The organism is Devosia sp. P3_B2 (assembly GCF_056402875.1).
Genome location: NZ_JBFUGO010000008.1, coordinates 25,352 through 42,277, shown reverse-complemented (window position 1 = coordinate 42,277; position 16,926 = coordinate 25,352). Strand labels below are relative to the sequence as shown.

Genomic DNA, 16,926 nt, shown 5'->3' with positions numbered 1-16,926 from the left:
GGATCAGGCCTCCGTAGGCGGGACGTAGTCGGCGATCAGCGGGTGATTTGGGGCCGGCCGGTCACTGATGGTGTAGGCGGCGAGGAAGCGTTGGGTCGCATCTGCTGCCATATCTTCGGTGCGTGCATGAACGCGGCACAACACAGTATGAACGTCGACTTTCGCACCCAGACCAAGGACTTGGTCGAATCCTACGGCAAAATCGATGCTGTCCGAGGGGAGCCGGCGGCCACCGCCGAGGGCGACGACGCCCATGCCGACGCCGCGCGTGTCGATGGCGGTGATGGTGCCGGCGACGGGAGCGAGGATATCACGCACAATGGGTGCCGGGGACAGGTGTGCGTCCATGTTCTCGACGAAGTCCGCGGGGCCGCCAAGCCCCGCGACCATGCGCGAGAAGTGCTCGGTTGCCTTGCCGCTGGTGAGCGCCTGCTCAACCGCTGCCGCGGCATCACCGTCGTAGCCACTGAGCTGGAGGGCGGCGGCGCAGAGGTCTAGCGTGACTTCGCGGAGGCGGGCGTCCTGATGCTTGCCGGTAAGGAAGTCGACGGCGTTGCGGATTTCCAGCGCGTTGCCGGCGGCGGAGGCGAGCGGCTCGTTCATGTCGGTGATCAGCGCCGCAGTGCGAAGGCCGGCGCCGTTGGCAACCGAGACCAGGCTTTCGGCGAGGGCGCGGGATTTTTCCAGCGTCGGCATGAAGGCGCCGGAGCCGGTTTTGACGTCGAGGATCAGGGCGCTGAGGCCTGCAGCGAGCTTCTTCGACAGGATCGAGGCGGTGATCAGCGGGATGGATTCGACGGTGCCGGTGACGTCGCGGATGGCGTAGAGGACCTTGTCCGCCGGGGCGAGATCGGCCGTCTGGCCGATGATGGCGCAGCCGGCTTCCTGCACGACCTTCCTGAACAGGGCATTGTCCGGGCTGGTGGTATAGCCGGGAATGGAATCGAACTTGTCGAGCGTGCCGCCGGTGTGGCCGAGGCCGCGGCCGGAGATCATCGGCACGTAGACGCCGCAGGCGGCGAGGATCGGCGCCAGCATCAGCGAGGTGTTGTCCCCTACCCCGCCGGTCGAGTGCTTATCGACCGCCGGGCCATCGAGATCGGACCAATCGAGCACGGTGCCGCTGTCGCGCATCGCCTCGGTGAGCGCGACACGCTCCGACGTGGCCATGTCGCGGAAGAACACCGCCATGGCGAAGGCGGCGGCCTGGGCGTGGGATACGGTGCCGTTGGTGAGGCCGGCGATGAAGCTGGAGATCTCGCCGGCAGTGAGGGCGAGACCATCACGCTTGCGGATAATGGTTTCTTGCGGGAGCACGGTCATGGCCGCTTTCTTGCGCTCTGGCCGCCGGAAACTCAAGCGACGACAGGCACATCGCTACCGGGTGACGCCCTTGTGGTACTGCACTGGCGTCGCCCCCAGCACGGTGCGGAAATCGGTGATGAAATGCTGCTGGCTGCTATAGCCGAGATCGTAGGCGATGCCGACCCAATCGGGTTCGTCGCTGGCGCGGATCTCGGCTGCGGCGGCCAGCAGGCGTTTGCGCTGCAGCAGCCATTTGAGGCCGATGCCGAGATGGTCGCGGAAAGCCTGCTGTAGCCAGCGCTCGCTGCGGCCGAAGGCTTCGGCTACCGCTGCGACGGTGGTGAGGGTGCCGTTGGTTTCGACGGCGGCAATGATGGCATTGATCTCCTCTAGCGCCTCGTCGGCGGTGGGGGCGGCGGCGCGAATGCGCTCGAGCAGCGCGGCGACGGCCTTGTCGTCATCGTGGGCGAGGATGGTGGCGACGCCTCTGGCATCGGCCCAGGGGAAGACCGAGGTCAGCGGCACCACCTTGTCCTGCAGGTCGGCCATTTCGCCTGCCCAGAACGCGTGGAAGCCACCGGGGCGGAAGCGGACGCCAATGATGCGGCCGCTGCCGGCGGCGGAATAGGTGCGCTTGCCGCGGAAGGTGCCCTGGATGCCGGATTCCTGCGCCGAGAAGAATAGATCGACATAGGGCCGGTGCATCACCTCGTCGGAATCGTAGGGGCCGAGCGCGCTGTCCCAGCGGATGATCCAGAAATGCTCGATGAAGCGGGCGAGATCGGGGGGCGGCGGCACAGTGCGGAATTTGACGTGCCGATCGAAGCCCGCCGGATCGAGGCGGCCGCGCGGATCGTATGGAGGTTCCCCGGGCTCGCCGGGCTCGCTGGGCGCTGCGGGTTTCTGAAATACAGGCCTCGTAGCATCGGTCATTGTCGGGTCATCAACTCAACGAGGAAGGTTACGACGATGAGCAACAAGCACTTTCTGCGCGGCATGGCCACGGTCAACTTCTTTGCCGACGATATGAACGCGGCCCGCGATTGGTACACCGAACTGTTCGGCGTCGAGGCCTATTTCCAGATGCCGAGCCGCGAGGCTCCGGCCTATGTCGAGTTCCGGATCGGCGACAGCGAGGACGAATTCGGCATCATCGACCGCCGCTATGCGCCGGCAGCGATGCAGCCGGGACCGGGCGGCGCTATCCTCCTGTGGCATGTCGAGGACATCGAGGCGGCGTTCGCGCGGCTGAAGGAGATGGGCGCCAAAGAGTACGACCCGATCACCAAGCGCGGCGAGACCGGGTTCGTGACAGCGTCGGTGGTCGACCCGTTCGGCAACGTACTGGGGATCATGTACAACCCGCACTACGTAGAGACGGTGGCCGGGCACGCGGCCTGACGCCGCGATGCCGGCGGCGTCAACACGGCATTCATCCGGAAGGGATTACGGTGTAGCATGCGGCCAGTTAGGCGGCCGTGGTAGACGCCATGCTAGAGCCCCATCCGATCGAGACGTATATCGAGAAGCCGGTCACCGAGGTCTATCGGTTCCTGGCTGCGCCGCGGAACTATCCGCGCTGGGCGGCGGTGGAGGAGGCGTCGTTCAAGCAGATCGGGCCGCTCGAATGGTCTGGTGAGACCGAGTTCGGGCCCCGTATCGTGCGGTTCAGCCCACCCAATGGCGAGGGCATCCTCGACCATGCCGTCTACAAGGCGGGCGAGGAGCCGGTGATGATGCCGATGCGAGTTGTCGCCGATGGCAACCGGACGCTGGTGACCTTCACGTTCTACCGACGGCCGGGGATGGATGACGAGCAACTGGCATCGGCGCTGGAGTGGATCCGCGCGGACTTTACGGCGCTCAAGTCGATGCTCGAGGTTTGAGGCGGCTACCTCCCCAGCCTCCCCCTCAACAGGGGGAGGCGCTGTGGGACGGTTGTGGGTTACGCCCCGTACGGGATCCAGACGTTTTTCACCTGCGTGGCGCGCCTCAGGAAGTAGTCACCTTCGAACTTCGCCTTGTCGGCGAGATCGTAATAGAGGCCGCGGCTGGTCCAGGTTTGCTTGACGTTGCCGGCAGAGGCCTTCTCGACCATGGCGGAGGTTTCGGCGTCGCCGGCGAACCAGATGGCGTCGATGCCGTCGTGTTCGGCGAGGGTTTTGGCCAACACCTTGCTCTCGCCGGTGACGATGTTGATGACGCCCGAGGGGACGTCCGAGGTTTCGATGACCTGGTAGAGGTCGGTGACCGAGAGCGGGGACTTTTCCGAGGGGACCAGCACTACGGTATTGCCCATGGCGAGGGCCGGGGCGATCAGCGCGATGGAGCCGAGCAGCGGTCGCGACGGCGGGGCGAGGATGGCCATGGCGCCGATGGCTTCGACCATGGCGGTGGCGATCATGCGCTGCGGCGGGTTGTGCACGGCGCCATCGTACTTGTCGGCCCAGCCGGCGAAGGCGAAGAGGCGCTCGACGCTGGCCTCGACCTCGGCGGTGCCGTCTTCGCCGGTTTGCGCCTTGATGCGGGCGGCGAATTCGTCGGCGCGGTATTCGAGGTTTTCGGCGAGGAAATAGAGGATCTGGGCGCGGGTGTGGGCGGCCGTGGTGGACCAGCCGAGGGCGGCGCGGGCGGCTTCGACGGCGTTGCGGATGTCCTTGCGGTTGCCGTCGCCGACTTCGCCGACGAGCGCGCCGTTCGGGCCATGGACCGGGCGGGAATAGCCGGAATCCGGGCGGGCCTGCTTGCCACCGATGTACATCTTGGCGGTCTGGTCGATGTCGGCGCTGTCGTCGAGCGGGTTGGCGGCCTTGGCGGGCGCTGCCTTGGGAGCGGCGAAGTGCTTGAGCTCCTTCTCCCAGGCGGGCTTCAGGTAGGAGGCCATGCCTTCCTTGCCGCCTTCGCGACCGAAGCCGGATTCCTTGTAGCCGCCGAAGCCGACCGCGGCGTCGAAGTTGTTGGTGCCGTTGATCCAGACGACGCCGGCCTTGAGCTTAGGCGCGATATCGAGGGCGAGGTTGATGTTCTCGCTCCAGATGGTGGCAGCGAGGCCGTACTTGGTGTTGTTGGCCAAGGCCACTGCCTCTTCCGGGGTGCGGAAGCTCATGGCGACGAGCACCGGCCCGAAGATTTCTTCGGCGGCGACGGTGTTGGCGGGCGAGACGTTGGTGATCAGCGCGGGGCGGAGGAAGCAGCCGCCACCCTTGGGTAGATCTATATCGGGCTCGTACAGTTGGCCGCCTTCGGCGACGCCCTTTTTCACCAGGTCGCGGACGCGTTCGACCTGCACCTGGGCGACCAGCGCGCCGATATCGACGGCCTTGTCGAGCGGGTCGCCGACGCGGAGGGTGGACATGCGCTTCTTCAGTTTTTCGATGAAGCGCTCTTCGATCGATTCCTGGACGAGCAGGCGCGAGCCGGCGCAGCAGACCTGGCCCTGGTTGAACCAGATGGCATCGACCAGGCCTTCGATGGCGCTATCGATATCGGCGTCGTCGAAGACGATGTAGGGCGACTTGCCGCCGAGTTCGAGCGAGATGCCCTTGCCGGAGCCGGCGGTGGCGCGGCGGATGATCTTGCCGACCTCGGTGGAGCCGGTGAAGGCGATCTTGTCGATATCGGGGTGGTTGGTGATGGCGGCGCCGGTATCGCCCTCGCCGGTTACGATGTTGACGACGCCCTTGGGGAGCTTCGCCTTCTCGCAGATTTCAGCGAACAGCAGCGCGGTGAGCGAGGTGAACTCGGCGGGCTTGAGGATGACCGTGTTGCCGGCAGCCAGCGCCGGGGCGATCTTCCAGGCGAGCATCAGCAGCGGGAAGTTCCACGGGATAATCTGGCCGCAGACGCCGTAGGGGACGTGATCGGGGAACTCGCGCTCGAGGTGCTGGGCCCAGCCGGCGTGGTGGTAGAAGTGGCGGGCAACCAGCGGGATATCGACGTCGCGGCTCTCGCGGATCGGCTTGCCGTTGTCCATGGTTTCGAGCACGGCGAACAGGCGGGAGTGCTTCTGGATCAGGCGGGCGATGGCATAGAGGTACTTGCCGCGCTGGTAGCCGGAGAGGGCGGCCCACGGCTTTGCGGCGGCGCGGGCGGCTTTCACCGCGGCATCGACGTCGGCGGCGGTGCCGTCGGTGACCTGGGCGAGGACCTTGCCGTTGGCGGGGTTTTCGCTGGCGAAGGTCTTGCCCGGTTTGGTCCAGGCGCCGTTGATGAAGTGGCCGAAGGTGTTGTCGTGGGCGGCGAGCCAGGCGAGAGCCACGTCCGCGGATTCCGGCGCGGGGCCGTAGTCGAGGGAGGTGAAGATTTCGGCGATTTTGTTCATTTCATTCTCCAACGACGGAGCGTTTGACCGCCCCCTCCACCAGCTTCTTCGGGCCTTTCGAGCATAGCTCTCAAGGCCTTCTCACCTAAAATCGCTCCACCGGAGCGATTTTGCCCTCCGGGCCGGCTCGAAGCCCCTCCCCCGCCACGCGGGGGAGGATCACCGCCCCCTCAGCGGGTCACACCATCGGCATCCGGTAGTCAGCGGCGTAGTGGCCGGTGAGTGTGTGTTCCAGCTGCCGTTCGATGTCGGTCAGCAGCGAGCTGGCCCCGAACCGGAACAGGTGGGGCTGCAGCCAGTGGGTGCCGAGCTCTTCCTTCATCAGCGCCATGTAGTCGAGCGAGAGCTTGGCCGTGGCGATGCCGCCGGCGGGCTTGTAGCCGATCTCGATGCCGGTTTCCTCGTGGAACCAGCGGATCATGCGGACCATCGAGAGCGAGGTGGGGAGGTTGGCGTTGACCTTTTCCTTGCCGGTCGAGGTCTTGATGAAATCGGCGCCGGCGAGCATGCAGACCAGCGAGGCCTTTGCGACATTGGTCTGCGTGGCCAGTTCGCCGGTGCCGAGGATGGTCTTGATGTGGGCGTCGCCGCAGGCTTTGCGCATGGCGCGTATTTCGTCGTACAGCGCCTGCCAGTCGCCGCGCAGCACCATGCCGCGCTCGATGACGATGTCGATCTCCTTGGCGCCATCGGCGACCGAAGCTTCGATTTCGGCGAGGCGCGTGGAGAGCGGGGCGAGGCCGTGCGGGAAGGCGGTGGAGACCGCCGCGACGTTGATATTGGTGCCTTCCAGCGCGGCGACGGCGGTCTTGACGAGGCTGTGGTAGACGCAGACGGCAGCAGGCTGGACGTTGAGGTCGCTGACCCCGAAGCCATCGAGGATATCCTGGCGCACCGGGTGGCGGGCCTTGGCGCAGAGGCGCTCGACGCGGCCGGGCGTGTCGTCGGAATTGAGCGTCGTCAGGTCCATCAGGGTGATGGCCTTGAGCAGCCAGGCGGCCTGCCAGTCCTTCTTCACGGTCCGGCGGGCGGGCAGCGTCGACGCGCGGCGTTCGAGTGCCGAGCGGTTCATGCGGACGCGTTCGACCCAGTCGAGATCGAGCGGGAAGCCGGGATTGCGGCGATGGGAGGCAGCGGCCTCCTTCGACTTAGCTGCCGCTGCAGGCTTGGGTGCGGCCGGTTGATCGACGACGCGAAGTTCCATGGGGTGGCCTCCTTGCCGCTTCGGGTTAGCCCCTTTTTGCGGCACTTTGCTGACTGCCATTATCGGCCCAAAAACTCGGGGCCGAAAGAGTGCGGGAGCAGTTGGGCGATGGTCTGCTCGAGCGGCGTGCCGTCGATACCGTGCGAGACGACGACTACATCCTGATCGGCGAACTCGCGGATGCGCTGGCGGCAACCGCCGCAGGGGGTCACGGGGGTTGCGCCTGGGCCGGTGACGTAGACGCGCTTGATGCGGTGCGCACCGCCGGCGATCATGGCCGCGATGGCGGAGGCCTCGGCACAATTACCGATGGGGTAAGCGGCGTTCTCGACGTTGCAGCCGGAATATATCTTGCCGTCGTCAGCAAGGATGGCGACCCCGACCTGGAATTTCGAGTACGGCGCGTAGGCCTTGGCGCGAATGGCCACGGCAGCGGCGAAAAGCTCGGCGTCGGTGACGGCCATGCTAGCGTTCCTTCGTGTAGGCGACGCCGCCGGCCTTGGGGCCGACGGCCTTGCCGATGAAGCCGGCGAGGACGACGACGGTCAGCACGTAGGGCAGCGCCTGGATGGCCTGCACCGGGATGTGGATGCCGAACAGCTCGGCATTCTGCAGGCGGATCTGCAGCGCATCGAGGAAGCCGAAGAGCAGGCAGGTGAACATGGCGGGCACCGGCTTCCACTTGGCGAAGATCAGCGCGGCGAGCGCGATGAAGCCCTTGCCGGCAGTCATGTTGTTGCCGAAGCCGGAGCCCTGCGCGATCGAGAAGAAGGCACCGGCAAAGCCGCAGAGCAGCCCGGTGATCAGCACCGCCTGGTAGCGCAGCCGGACCACCGAGATACCGGCGGTGTCGACGGCCTTGGGGTTTTCGCCGACGGCGCGGAGGCGCAGGCCGAAACGGGTGCGGTAAAGCACGAACCAGGTGATCGGTACGGCGAGGAAGGCGATATAGACGAGCAGGTTATGGCCCGAGATCAGCTCGGAATAGATCTGGCCGATGACCGGGACGTTGGCGAGTTCGGCGGCGAAGGGTAGATCGATATTGCCGAAACGGCCGCCGGGCGAAAGCGGTGGGGTGCGGCCGCCCTGGGCGAACCACTGGATGCCGAGGAAGGTGGTGAGGCCGGCCGCCAGCATATTGATGGCGACGCCGGCGATGAGCTGGTTGCCTTTGAGCGTGATGGCCGCGAGACCCTGAAGGGCGGCGGTGGTGAGCGAAACGGCAAGGCCGGCAAGGAGGCCGAGCCAGACATTGCCGGTGACGGCGGCCACGGCGGCGGCACCGAAGGCGGCGGCGAGCATCTTGCCCTCAAGCCCGATATCGAAAATGCCGGCGCGCTCGGAATAGAGCCCGGCAAGACAGGCGAGCAGCAGCGGCGTCGACAGGCGGATGGTGGCGTCGAGCGTCGAGAGGACGAGTGCGAGATCCATCTCAGCTCTCCTTGCCGACGGTGTTGCGCACCACAGCCTCGGCCTTCTGTGCCGGCGTGAACAGCGCGAAGACGCGCTGCAGGCCGGGGCGGAACATGCCCTCCATGGCGCCGGTGAAGAGGATCACCAAGGCCTGGATGACGACCACCATTTCCTTGGACAGGCCGGGAATGACGTATTGCAACTCGTTGCCACCCTGGTAGAGGGCGCCGAACAGCAGGGCGGCGAAGGCGATGCCGACTGGGTGATTGCGACCCATCAGCGCCACGGCGATGCCGACGAAACCGGCGTCGGCGACATAGTCGAGCACGAGCCGGTACTGCACGCCAACCACCTGGTTGACCGCCACCATGCCGGCGAGCGCGCCCGACAGCGTCATGACGATCATGATGATGCGCGAGTTGGAGATGCCGGCGTAGGTCGAGGCGGTGGGGTTGTAGCCAAGGGCGCGCATGGCGAAGCCGAAGCGTGTGTGCCAGATCAGCACGTAGACACCGATGAGGCAGAGAACGGCCAGCACCAGGGTGAAGTTGACGTCGGTATTCTTGAACCAAGGGATGAACGTGCCGAACTTCGGCATGCGCCCTTCGACGGCGATCATCGCCGATTCCGGCGCCATGATGCCGGCGGGCTTCAGCACGTTGACCACCATGTAGACCATGATCGCCGAGGCGATGAAGTTGAACATGATGGTGGTGATGACGACGTGGCTGCCGCGCTTGGCCTGCAGGTAGCCTGGAATGAAGGCCCAGAGGCCGCCGACGGCGCCGCCTGCGAGGATGGCGGCCGGGAAGGTCAGCCACCAAGGCAGCGCCTGCATGGCGAGCGCCACGACGATAACGCCGAGGCCGGCGATATAGGCCTGGCCGTTACCGCCGATGTTGAACAGGCCGGCATGGGCGGCGACCGCCACGGCAAGGCCGGTGAAGATGAAATTGGTCGAGTAGTAGAGCGTGTAGCCGAAATTGTAGCCGTTGCCGAAGGCACCGTTGACGATGGCCTCTAGCGCCGCCAGCGGATTCTGGCCGATGACAAACACGACTATCCCGGAGACGATGAAGGCCAGCGCCAGGTTGATCACCGGCAGCAGGAGGATATCGGCCCAGCGGGGCAAGGGTTTCAGAACCGCGCTCATGAAGTCGATCCCTCGCCCGCTGCGCGCGGAGCCGAATCGTCGGCCGCTGCGCGCGCCTGGGGGGCGGCCGCCTGCTTGTCGCCGATGCCGGCCATCATCAGACCGAGTTCGCGTTCGGTGGCGGTGGCCGGGTCAGCTTCGCCCACAATGTGGCCGTCGAACATCACGAGGATGCGGTCGGATAGCGAGCGGATTTCGTCGAGTTCGACCGAGACGAGGAGGATCGCCTTGCCGGCATCGCGCATCTTGATGATCTGGTTGTGGATGAACTCGATGGCGCCGATGTCGACGCCGCGGGTCGGCTGGCCGACGATGAGCACATCCGGGTTGCGCTCCATCTCGCGGGCGAGGACGATCTTCTGCTGGTTGCCGCCGGAGAAGTTGGCGGTCTTCAGCCGCTCGTTGGCCGGGCGGATATCGAACTTCTTGATGCGCTCGCGCGATTGGGCGCGGGCGGCATCGAGGTCGAGGATGAAGCCTTTGCCGTAGGCCTTGTCGTCCTGGTAGCCGAGGATGGCGTTCTCCCATTCCTCGAAGGCAGTGATCAGGCCCATGCGCTGCCGGTCTTCCGGCACGTGGGCAAGGCCGGCCTGGCGCGCGCGGTGCGCACCGTCGTCGCCCTCGAGCGACAGCGGCGTGCCCTTGAGGCGCACGATGCCGGCGGTCTGGTCGCGCATGCCGGAGACCGACTCGAGCAATTCGGACTGGCCATTGCCGGCGACGCCGGCGATGCCGACGATCTCGCCGGCGCGGACGGTGAAGCTCACATCCTTGACGCGGGTAACGCCGAGGTCGTCCTTGACCACGAGGTGCTCGACGCCGAGCAGCACTTCACCCGGATTGGCGGGGCCCTTTTCGACGCGCAGCAGCACGCGGCGGCCGACCATCAGCTCGGCGAGTTGTTCGGGATTGGTATCGGAGGTCTTCAGGGTCTCGACGATGGCGCCCTGGCGCATGACCGAGACATAGTCGGTGATGGCCATGATCTCGCGCAGCTTGTGCGTGATCAGGATGATGGTCTTGCCCTGGTCGCGCAGCTCGCGCAGCACGCGGAACAGGTCGTCGGCCTCGGACGGGGTGAGGACGCCTGTCGGCTCATCGAGGATCAGCACGTCGGCGCCGCGATAGAGGGCCTTCAGGATTTCGACGCGCTGCTGGGTGCCCACCGAGACATCCTCGATGATCGCATCAGGATTGACGTCGAGGCGGTACTCCTTGGCGAGGCGGGTCAGTTCCTTGCGGGCGCGCTCGAGGCTGGGGCCGAGCAGCGCATTGTCCTCGGCGCCGAGCACGACGTTTTCGAGGATGGAGAAATTGTCGACCAGCATGAAGTGCTGGTGGACCATGCCGATGCCGAGCGCCAAAGCGTGGCGGCTGTCGGTGATGGCGTGGGGGGTGCCGTTGACGCGGATCTCGCCGCTATCGGCGTGGTAGAAGCCGTAGAGGATCGACATCAGCGTCGACTTGCCGGCGCCGTTTTCGCCGACGATGCCGTGGACCGAGCCGCGGCGGATCGACAGGTCGATGTCCTTGTTGGCGTGGACCGGCCCGAACCGCTTGTTGATCTTGATCAGCTCGATGGCGAAATCGGAGGCGGCCGAAGACGCAACGGCCCTTTCGGGCCGCTGCGCTGATTGATCACCCATGGGGGTGCCAGGTTCGACCAAGGGTCAGACGCCCGGGCAGGTCGAGTCGGTGGTGTAGTCGTGCACCTTGATCTCGCCCGACTGGATCTTGGCCGAGAAGTCGTCGACCTTGGTCTTGATGTCGTCGGTGATCAGCGCCTTGTTGTTATCGTCGAGCGCATAGCCGACGCCGTTCTGGGCGAGGCCCATGACGGTGATGCCGGGCTTGAAGGTAGCGTCGTCGCCGGCTTCCTTCATCGCGGTGGTGACGGCGACGTCGACGCGCTTCAGCATCGAGGTCAGGACCGAACCGGGGTGCAGGTAGTTCTGGTTGCTGTCGACGCCGATCGAGAGCTTGCCCGCGTCGGCAGCGGCCTGCAGCACGCCGAGGCCCGAGCCGCCCGCTGCCGCGAACACCACGTCGGCACCGGCATCGAACTGGGCCTTGGTGAGCTCACCGGCGGTGACCGGGTCGTTCCAGGCGGCCGGGGTAGTGCCGGTGTAGTTTTCGATCAGCTTGACGTCGGCCTTCGCGGCCTTGGCGCCCTGGGCATAGCCGCAGTAGAACTTGTGGATGATCGGCACGTCCATGCCGCCCACGAAGCCCACGGTGCCGGTGGTCGACTTCAGCGCTGCGATGGCGCCGACGAGGAACGAGCCGGTGTGCTCGTCGAAGATGATCGACTGCACGTTCGGCGCATCGACGACGGCATCGATCACGACGAAGTTGGTATCGGGAAATTCAGCGGCGACGGTGCCAAGCGCGGTGCCCCACGAGAAGCCGGCCATGACGATCGGGTTGGCACCCTGCGAAGCGAAGCGGCGGAGAGCCTGCTCGCGCTGCGCGTCGTCCTTCAGCTCGAGATCGACGTAAGAACCACCGGTTTCCTTCTTCCAGGCTTCGGCGCCGTTGAAGGCCGCTTCGTTGAAGGATTTGTCGAACTTACCACCCAGATCGTAGATGATCGCCGGATCGGCAAGGGCAGCACCGGCTGCGAGAACCGACATCGCCACGCCCGCGGCGAGCGCACTGATGCGCTTCGAAAAAAAGTTCATGGATCAGTCTCCCTGTGTCGCGTCCGGCAACGGCACATGCCGCCCTGACAGCCCGGCGCGTTGGGAAGGAATACAATCCTGCAAACCGACGCTCTGCAAGAGGGGGCTGTGCAGATTTTGACCAAGTGGGCAAAATTCGTGATGCGAGGGTTTACGCGCGGGCGCGACGGCGGCTGTGCGGCTCTGTGTTGGGCCAATAGCATCCCACCGACGTCATTCCCGCGAAGGCTGGAACCTAGTGAGATGCTGCAACGCCACCGGAAGTTGAAAGACCGCACCGGGTCCCCGCCTTCGCGGGGATGACGCCGGTGGGTGGGGAGCTCAGGGGAGCATCACGCGGTGATCGGCTTTACCTCTACCCCCATCGCCTCGCCAAACCGTTCGAAGAAGCCGTCGATGACTTTTTGGGCGGAGGAGCCGATGAGGGCCTTGCCGAACTTCATGATGCCGCCGTCGGCGCCGCCATTGGCGACAAAGACCAGCTGGGTGTCGTGGCCGGCGTCGGTGAGGACGATGTCGGCGGCGGCTTCGGCCTTGCCGAGGAGGCCGCCGCGGCCCTTGCCGGCGAGGGTGTAGCGTTCGGCCGGGATGATGTCGCGGAGTTCCAGGTCGCCAGAAAAGACGGGCTGCATGAGGCCGAGATTGACCTCGATCTCGAGCCCCAGCGTGGTCTCGCCGGTCCAGTCGATGCGGCGGCAGCCGGGGATAGTGGCCTTCAGCACCTGGGTGTCGTTCAGCGCCTTCCAGACAGCCTGCCGTGGCGCCGAAACGAGGTACTTGCCGCCGAATTCCATGCCGTCATTCCCTCGTACCGATGCTGTAATACTTAGCTAGCGCGCGATGCCTGAAGCCACAACCGCGGCACCACTGCAACGGTTGCCGCAATCTTGGTGCAAGGCCCTTTTCGTGAGGCTTTTAAGCACCATATCGCGCAAAATAGGCGGCGCCGATATAAGCAACATTGGCAACTGACGCCGGGAACGTGAATCATGTCACCTCAAGGTGACCGATAGAGGGAACGCATCCAAATGGCCACTGAAGTGATGGAAAAGCCCCTGCAGTATCTCGACAAGGCGATGGGGGCGATCAAGCAGCTCGGCATTTGGCCTGAGCAGTCCGCCGAACAGCCGATCACCGGGCTGTTGAACGAGATTACCGACCTCGACGAGAACAAGGTCATCCTCATCGGCCGCACGCTGACGCAGGCGAGCGCCTTCAACGAGGTGGTGCGCAGCCAGGTCGCGGCGATGAATGTCGGCGAGCGCTACGAGGACATCACCAACGGCTTCAACTCCATCCGCGACGACGCCAAGGGGCTGGTGGACCAGCTCGACGACGGCAAGCTCGACCTGATGGAGCGCGTTTCCAACGTCTGGATGAAGGTCAGCCGTGGCGATATCGCCACCCGTTTCGACAAGATCCGCGACACCTATCTCGACGTCTCCAAGGAGACCAAGAACCAGGTCGACCGCGAGCACACCATTCTCGAGGCGTATCGCGATTTCCGCGGCGCGCTGAAGCAGGCCGAAGTGATGGCGCTCGAGTTGCTCGATATCGCCACCAAGAAGCTCGACGAGAGGAAAGCCACGCTGAGCGCCTCGAGCGATGCACTCGCAGCGTTCACCACCGGCACGCCGGCGGACCGGGCGAAGCTCGAAATGGACCGCGACGAGAAGCTGCGCGACCTGCAGAATGAGGAGCGCCGCTACCAGATCGCCAAGGACCTCTCGGACAACCTCACCATCTCCTACTCGACGTCGGAAGTGGTGATGGCGCGGCTGATGCAGACGACGCAGGCCAAGGAGCGGGTGTACCAGCAGGCGATTTCGTTCTTTTCGACCAACGAGACGGTGTTCACGGCGCTGTCGGCCTCGTTCACTGGCCTGTTCGGCTTGCATGAATCGACCGAGACGCTGAACGCCATGAAGGAAGGCATGTCCAAGAGCCTCGAGACGCTCTCGGAGATCGGCGACCGCGTTGGCGAGGCGGCGGTGAAGGCCGGCTACGGCCCGACGATCCGCGCCGATGCGGTCAAGAAGCTGGTCGACTCGGTGGTGACGTTCCAGGAGAAATCGCGGGTCATCATCAACGAGATGCGCGACCAGGCGACCAAGAATTCGGCCGAAATCCGCGATGCCGTGGAAGACGGCAAGCGCCGCCTGGCGCAACTCGCGGCCGACGGCAACGCGCTGTTGCTCGAAACCAAGAACTAGGCCGGGGAACCGCAGGCTCGCAGCAGATGAGCACGACTACGGCGACCGCCGAGAAGGCCCCGCTCGACGAAGTGATGCTGGCGATGGACGTGGTCGACACGCTCCGTCACCGACAGGACCTCGTCGAGCGCGAACTCGCGGGCGATGCCCGCGAGAAGCAACTGATCGAGAAGCTGCGCGACATCTATCACCAGCAGGGCATCGAGGTGACCGACGCGGTGCTCGCCGAGGGGGTGAAGGCGCTCGACGAGAGCCGCTTCGTCTACACGCCGCCCAAGCCGAGCCTCGGGGTGAGCCTCGCCAAGCTCTATGTCGGGCGGAAGAAATGGGGGCCGGCGGCGCTGGCCATCACGCTGATCCTGGTGATCGGGCTCGGCGGCTATTTCTTCGCCTACAAGCCCTACCAGCAGGCGCAGATCGAGGGTGCGCGGATCGAGCTCAGCGAGAAGCTGCCGGCTGAGATGGATGCGCTGTACCAGACGATCTTCGACGAGACCAAGGTGCAGCAGGCGGTCGGCGAGGCCGAGGAGATGCGCGCCCGCGGCAAGACCGCGGCGGCCGAGGGCAACCGGACCGGCGCCGAGCAGGCGATCGCCTCGCTCACCGGGCTGCGCGACCAAATCCGGCAGGAATACCAGCTCAAGATCGTCAACCGGCCCGACCAGAAGACCGGGTTCTGGACCTTCCCCGAGATCAACACGGCGGCGACCAACTATTATGTCGTGGTCGAGGCGATCGACGATGACGGCAAGCCGCTGACGCTGCCGATCTCCAACGAGGAGAACGGCCAGACCGAGAATGTCGCAATCTGGGGCGTGCGGGTGCCGGAGAGCACCTATCGCGCGGTGGAGAGCGACAAGAAGGATGACGGCATCCTGCAGCGCAACGTGCTGGGGTTGAAGGAGTATGGGTTCTTGGAGCCGGATTACGTGATGCCGGTTCTGGGCGGGGCAGTAACGCGGTGGTAGCGCCATGAGCCTTTCCGGACCCGAGGCCCTGCGTTCGCTGGACGAGGCGCTGCGCGACATCCGCCGCGAGGAGGATGAGATCGCCAAGCGCCTGGCGCGCTCGGCCGAACTCGTCACCAAGTTCAAGGAAACCGAGAGCGAACTGCTCAGGCAGCTGGCCGAGGTGCGGCTCGACCCGTCGGTGCAGGCGACGCTGACCGGGCGGCTGAGCCAGGCCGAGCTGAAGGCGCGTGAATTGCTGAGCAAGCACGGCGCCGACCTCGATGCGACGGAGGGCGAGCTCAAGGGGCTCGATGCGCAGATTGCGGCGCTGGCCAAGGAACGCGCCGAGCAGGCCGCGGCGGCCGAGAAGGCGCAGGGCGAGCTGAAGGTGCTGGCCAACAAGGTGTCGGTCGAGGCAGTGAAGAACCCTGAATACGCCGAGAAGCGCAAGGCGGCCGAGCAGCTGGCGCAGGTCGCCGGCGAGAGCATCCGCAAGACGCAGCAGGCGGAAGCCGATCGGGAGCAGAAGGGGCGACCCTATCGCGACGACCCGCTGTTCATGTACCTGTGGGAACGCGGCTTCGGCACCAAGAACTATCGCGAAAACAACCTCATCCAGTATTTCGACAGCCTGATCGCGCGGCTGGTCGGGTTCCCCGAGGCGCGGGTGAACTTCGCCATGCTGAACGAAATCCCGCTGCGGCTGCGAGAGCATGCCGAGCGGCAGCAGCAGATAGCGCAGGCGGCAGTGGACGAGGTCACCCGGCTCGAGAAGGCGGCGGTGGATGCGGCCGGCGGCAAGCCGACGCGCGAGCTGCTGGAGAAGGCGCAAGCGCGGATCGCGGCCATCGACCAGGAGATGGTGGCGGCCGAGGACAAGCGCGACGAACAGGCGCGCGAGCAGCGCGAACTGGCGCAGGGGAGCGACCCGGCGTTCAGCTCGGCAGTGAGCGGGCTGGCGGAGGCGCTGGGCCGGGAGGATATCAAGACGCTGCTGGCGGAGGCGCGCGCCACCGAGACCGGGCAGGACGACACGATCGTCAAGCAGATCGACGAGACCCGACAGCGCGCCAGCGAGGAAGACGGCGACAGCCGCGAGCAGAAGAGCCGGCTGAAAACGCTGGCGGCGCGGCGGCGCGAGCTCGAGGACATCCAGTACGAGTTCAAGAAGCAGAACTTCGACAACCCGCGCTCGACCTTCCGCGAGGACAAGCTGGTCGGGGACCTGCTCAACGATTTCCTGCGCGGCGGCATTACTGCCGCAGACTACTGGGGCCAGTGGCGGCGGAGCCAGAACTGGACGGGCGGCGTCGAGCCGCGGCAGCAGCAGCAGGACTCGCCGTGGGGCGGCAATAGCGGCGGCTTCCAGTGGCCGGATTCGAGCTTTGGCGGCGGGCCTTCGGGCGGACGCCGGGATGGCGGGTTCGGCGGAGGCTGGGGCCGCCTGCCAACGGGCGGCGGCGGGTTTGGCGGCGGTGGCTCGAGCAGCGGCGGCGGCGGGTTCTCGCGGCCGCGCACGGGCTCCAGCGGCAACCGCACGACCGGCGGGTTCAAGACCGGCGGCGGGTTTTAGGCGGGCTGGAGACGTCCGCTCGTGGCCAGATGGCGAGCGCTTTGTCGCGCCCTGGGTTTCACATCTCGTGCTGACCGACACGCACAACCAGCATAGCGATCACCTGCTGCCGT

At 65.7% G+C, this 16,926-nt stretch carries 15 protein-coding genes; 5 read left to right on the top strand and 10 right to left on the bottom strand.

Translation table 11 applies throughout. The annotated features are described in order from the left end of the window. Positions 1 to 3 precede the first annotated feature (3 nt). Both deoA and AC1DV8_RS12965 read right to left on the bottom strand, forming a co-directional pair. Positions 4 to 1,317 (bottom strand): thymidine phosphorylase, encoded by a 1,314-nt coding sequence (gene deoA / locus AC1DV8_RS12970; RefSeq protein WP_477157844.1) that lies wholly within the window; start codon positions 1,315 to 1,317, stop codon positions 4 to 6. A gap of 60 nt (positions 1,318 to 1,377) precedes the next feature. Then, positions 1,378 to 2,238 (bottom strand): helix-turn-helix domain-containing protein, encoded by an 861-nt coding sequence (locus tag AC1DV8_RS12965; protein ID WP_477157731.1) that lies wholly within the window; start codon positions 2,236 to 2,238, stop codon positions 1,378 to 1,380. Positions 2,239 to 2,274: 36 nt separating this feature from the next. On the opposite strand from AC1DV8_RS12965, the gene AC1DV8_RS12960 reads away from it, so the two are divergent. Further along, on the top strand, positions 2,275 to 2,706 hold the full coding sequence (locus AC1DV8_RS12960) for a VOC family protein (protein ID WP_477157730.1): 432 nt from the start codon (positions 2,275 to 2,277) through the stop codon (positions 2,704 to 2,706). 89 nt (positions 2,707 to 2,795) lie between these two features. Further along, positions 2,796 to 3,191: an SRPBCC family protein gene (locus AC1DV8_RS12955; RefSeq protein ID WP_477150780.1), complete on the top strand. Its 396-nt coding sequence runs from the start codon at positions 2,796 to 2,798 to the stop codon at positions 3,189 to 3,191. A 59-nt stretch (positions 3,192 to 3,250) separates the two neighbouring features. Here AC1DV8_RS12955 and AC1DV8_RS12950 read toward each other — a convergent pair whose 3' ends face one another. From AC1DV8_RS12950 to AC1DV8_RS12915, 8 genes are all read right to left on the bottom strand, one after another. Beyond that, complete coding sequence (locus tag AC1DV8_RS12950) at positions 3,251 to 5,626, bottom strand: aldehyde dehydrogenase family protein (RefSeq protein ID WP_477157729.1); 2,376 nt, start codon at positions 5,624 to 5,626, stop codon at positions 3,251 to 3,253. A 178-nt stretch (positions 5,627 to 5,804) separates the two neighbouring features. Next, on the bottom strand, positions 5,805 to 6,830 hold the full coding sequence (deoC, locus tag AC1DV8_RS12945; RefSeq protein ID WP_477157728.1) for a deoxyribose-phosphate aldolase: 1,026 nt from the start codon (positions 6,828 to 6,830) through the stop codon (positions 5,805 to 5,807). Positions 6,831 to 6,889: 59 nt separating this feature from the next. Beyond that, on the bottom strand, positions 6,890 to 7,294 hold the full coding sequence (locus AC1DV8_RS12940) for a cytidine deaminase (RefSeq protein ID WP_477150783.1): 405 nt from the start codon (positions 7,292 to 7,294) through the stop codon (positions 6,890 to 6,892). 1 nt (position 7,295) lies between these two features. Further along, positions 7,296 to 8,261 (bottom strand): ABC transporter permease, encoded by a 966-nt coding sequence (locus AC1DV8_RS12935; protein WP_477150784.1) that lies wholly within the window; start codon positions 8,259 to 8,261, stop codon positions 7,296 to 7,298. A gap of 1 nt (position 8,262) precedes the next feature. Further along, positions 8,263 to 9,396, bottom strand: a complete 1,134-nt coding sequence (locus AC1DV8_RS12930) for an ABC transporter permease (protein WP_477157727.1) — start codon at positions 9,394 to 9,396, stop codon at positions 8,263 to 8,265. Further along, a complete protein-coding gene (locus tag AC1DV8_RS12925; protein WP_477157726.1) occupies positions 9,393 to 11,042 on the bottom strand; it encodes an ABC transporter ATP-binding protein in 1,650 nt (549 codons plus the stop codon). Before AC1DV8_RS12925 ends, AC1DV8_RS12930 begins: the two co-directional genes overlap by 4 nt. Before the next feature lie 24 nt (positions 11,043 to 11,066). Continuing rightward, a complete protein-coding gene (locus AC1DV8_RS12920; protein WP_477150787.1) occupies positions 11,067 to 12,077 on the bottom strand; it encodes a BMP family lipoprotein in 1,011 nt (336 codons plus the stop codon). 332 nt (positions 12,078 to 12,409) lie between these two features. Next, entirely contained in the window at positions 12,410 to 12,871 is a 462-nt protein-coding gene (locus AC1DV8_RS12915; protein ID WP_477157725.1) for a CoxG family protein, read from the bottom strand. 234 nt (positions 12,872 to 13,105) lie between these two features. On the opposite strand from AC1DV8_RS12915, the gene AC1DV8_RS12910 reads away from it, so the two are divergent. The 3 genes from AC1DV8_RS12910 to AC1DV8_RS12900 are packed head-to-tail and all read left to right on the top strand — an operon-like array spanning position 13,106 to position 16,813. Then, the gene (locus AC1DV8_RS12910) at positions 13,106 to 14,290 is read left to right on the top strand and encodes a cell surface protein (RefSeq protein ID WP_477150789.1); all 1,185 of its coding nucleotides are present in this window, start codon (positions 13,106 to 13,108) and stop codon (positions 14,288 to 14,290) included. A gap of 26 nt (positions 14,291 to 14,316) precedes the next feature. Further along, positions 14,317 to 15,258, top strand: a complete 942-nt coding sequence (locus tag AC1DV8_RS12905) for a DUF6384 family protein (protein WP_477157724.1) — start codon at positions 14,317 to 14,319, stop codon at positions 15,256 to 15,258. A 4-nt stretch (positions 15,259 to 15,262) separates the two neighbouring features. Continuing rightward, positions 15,263 to 16,813 carry a hypothetical protein gene (locus AC1DV8_RS12900; RefSeq protein WP_477157723.1) on the top strand — a complete coding sequence of 517 codons (1,551 nt, stop codon included), beginning with the start codon at positions 15,263 to 15,265 and terminating at the stop codon, positions 16,811 to 16,813. Positions 16,814 to 16,926: the final 113 nt, after the last annotated feature.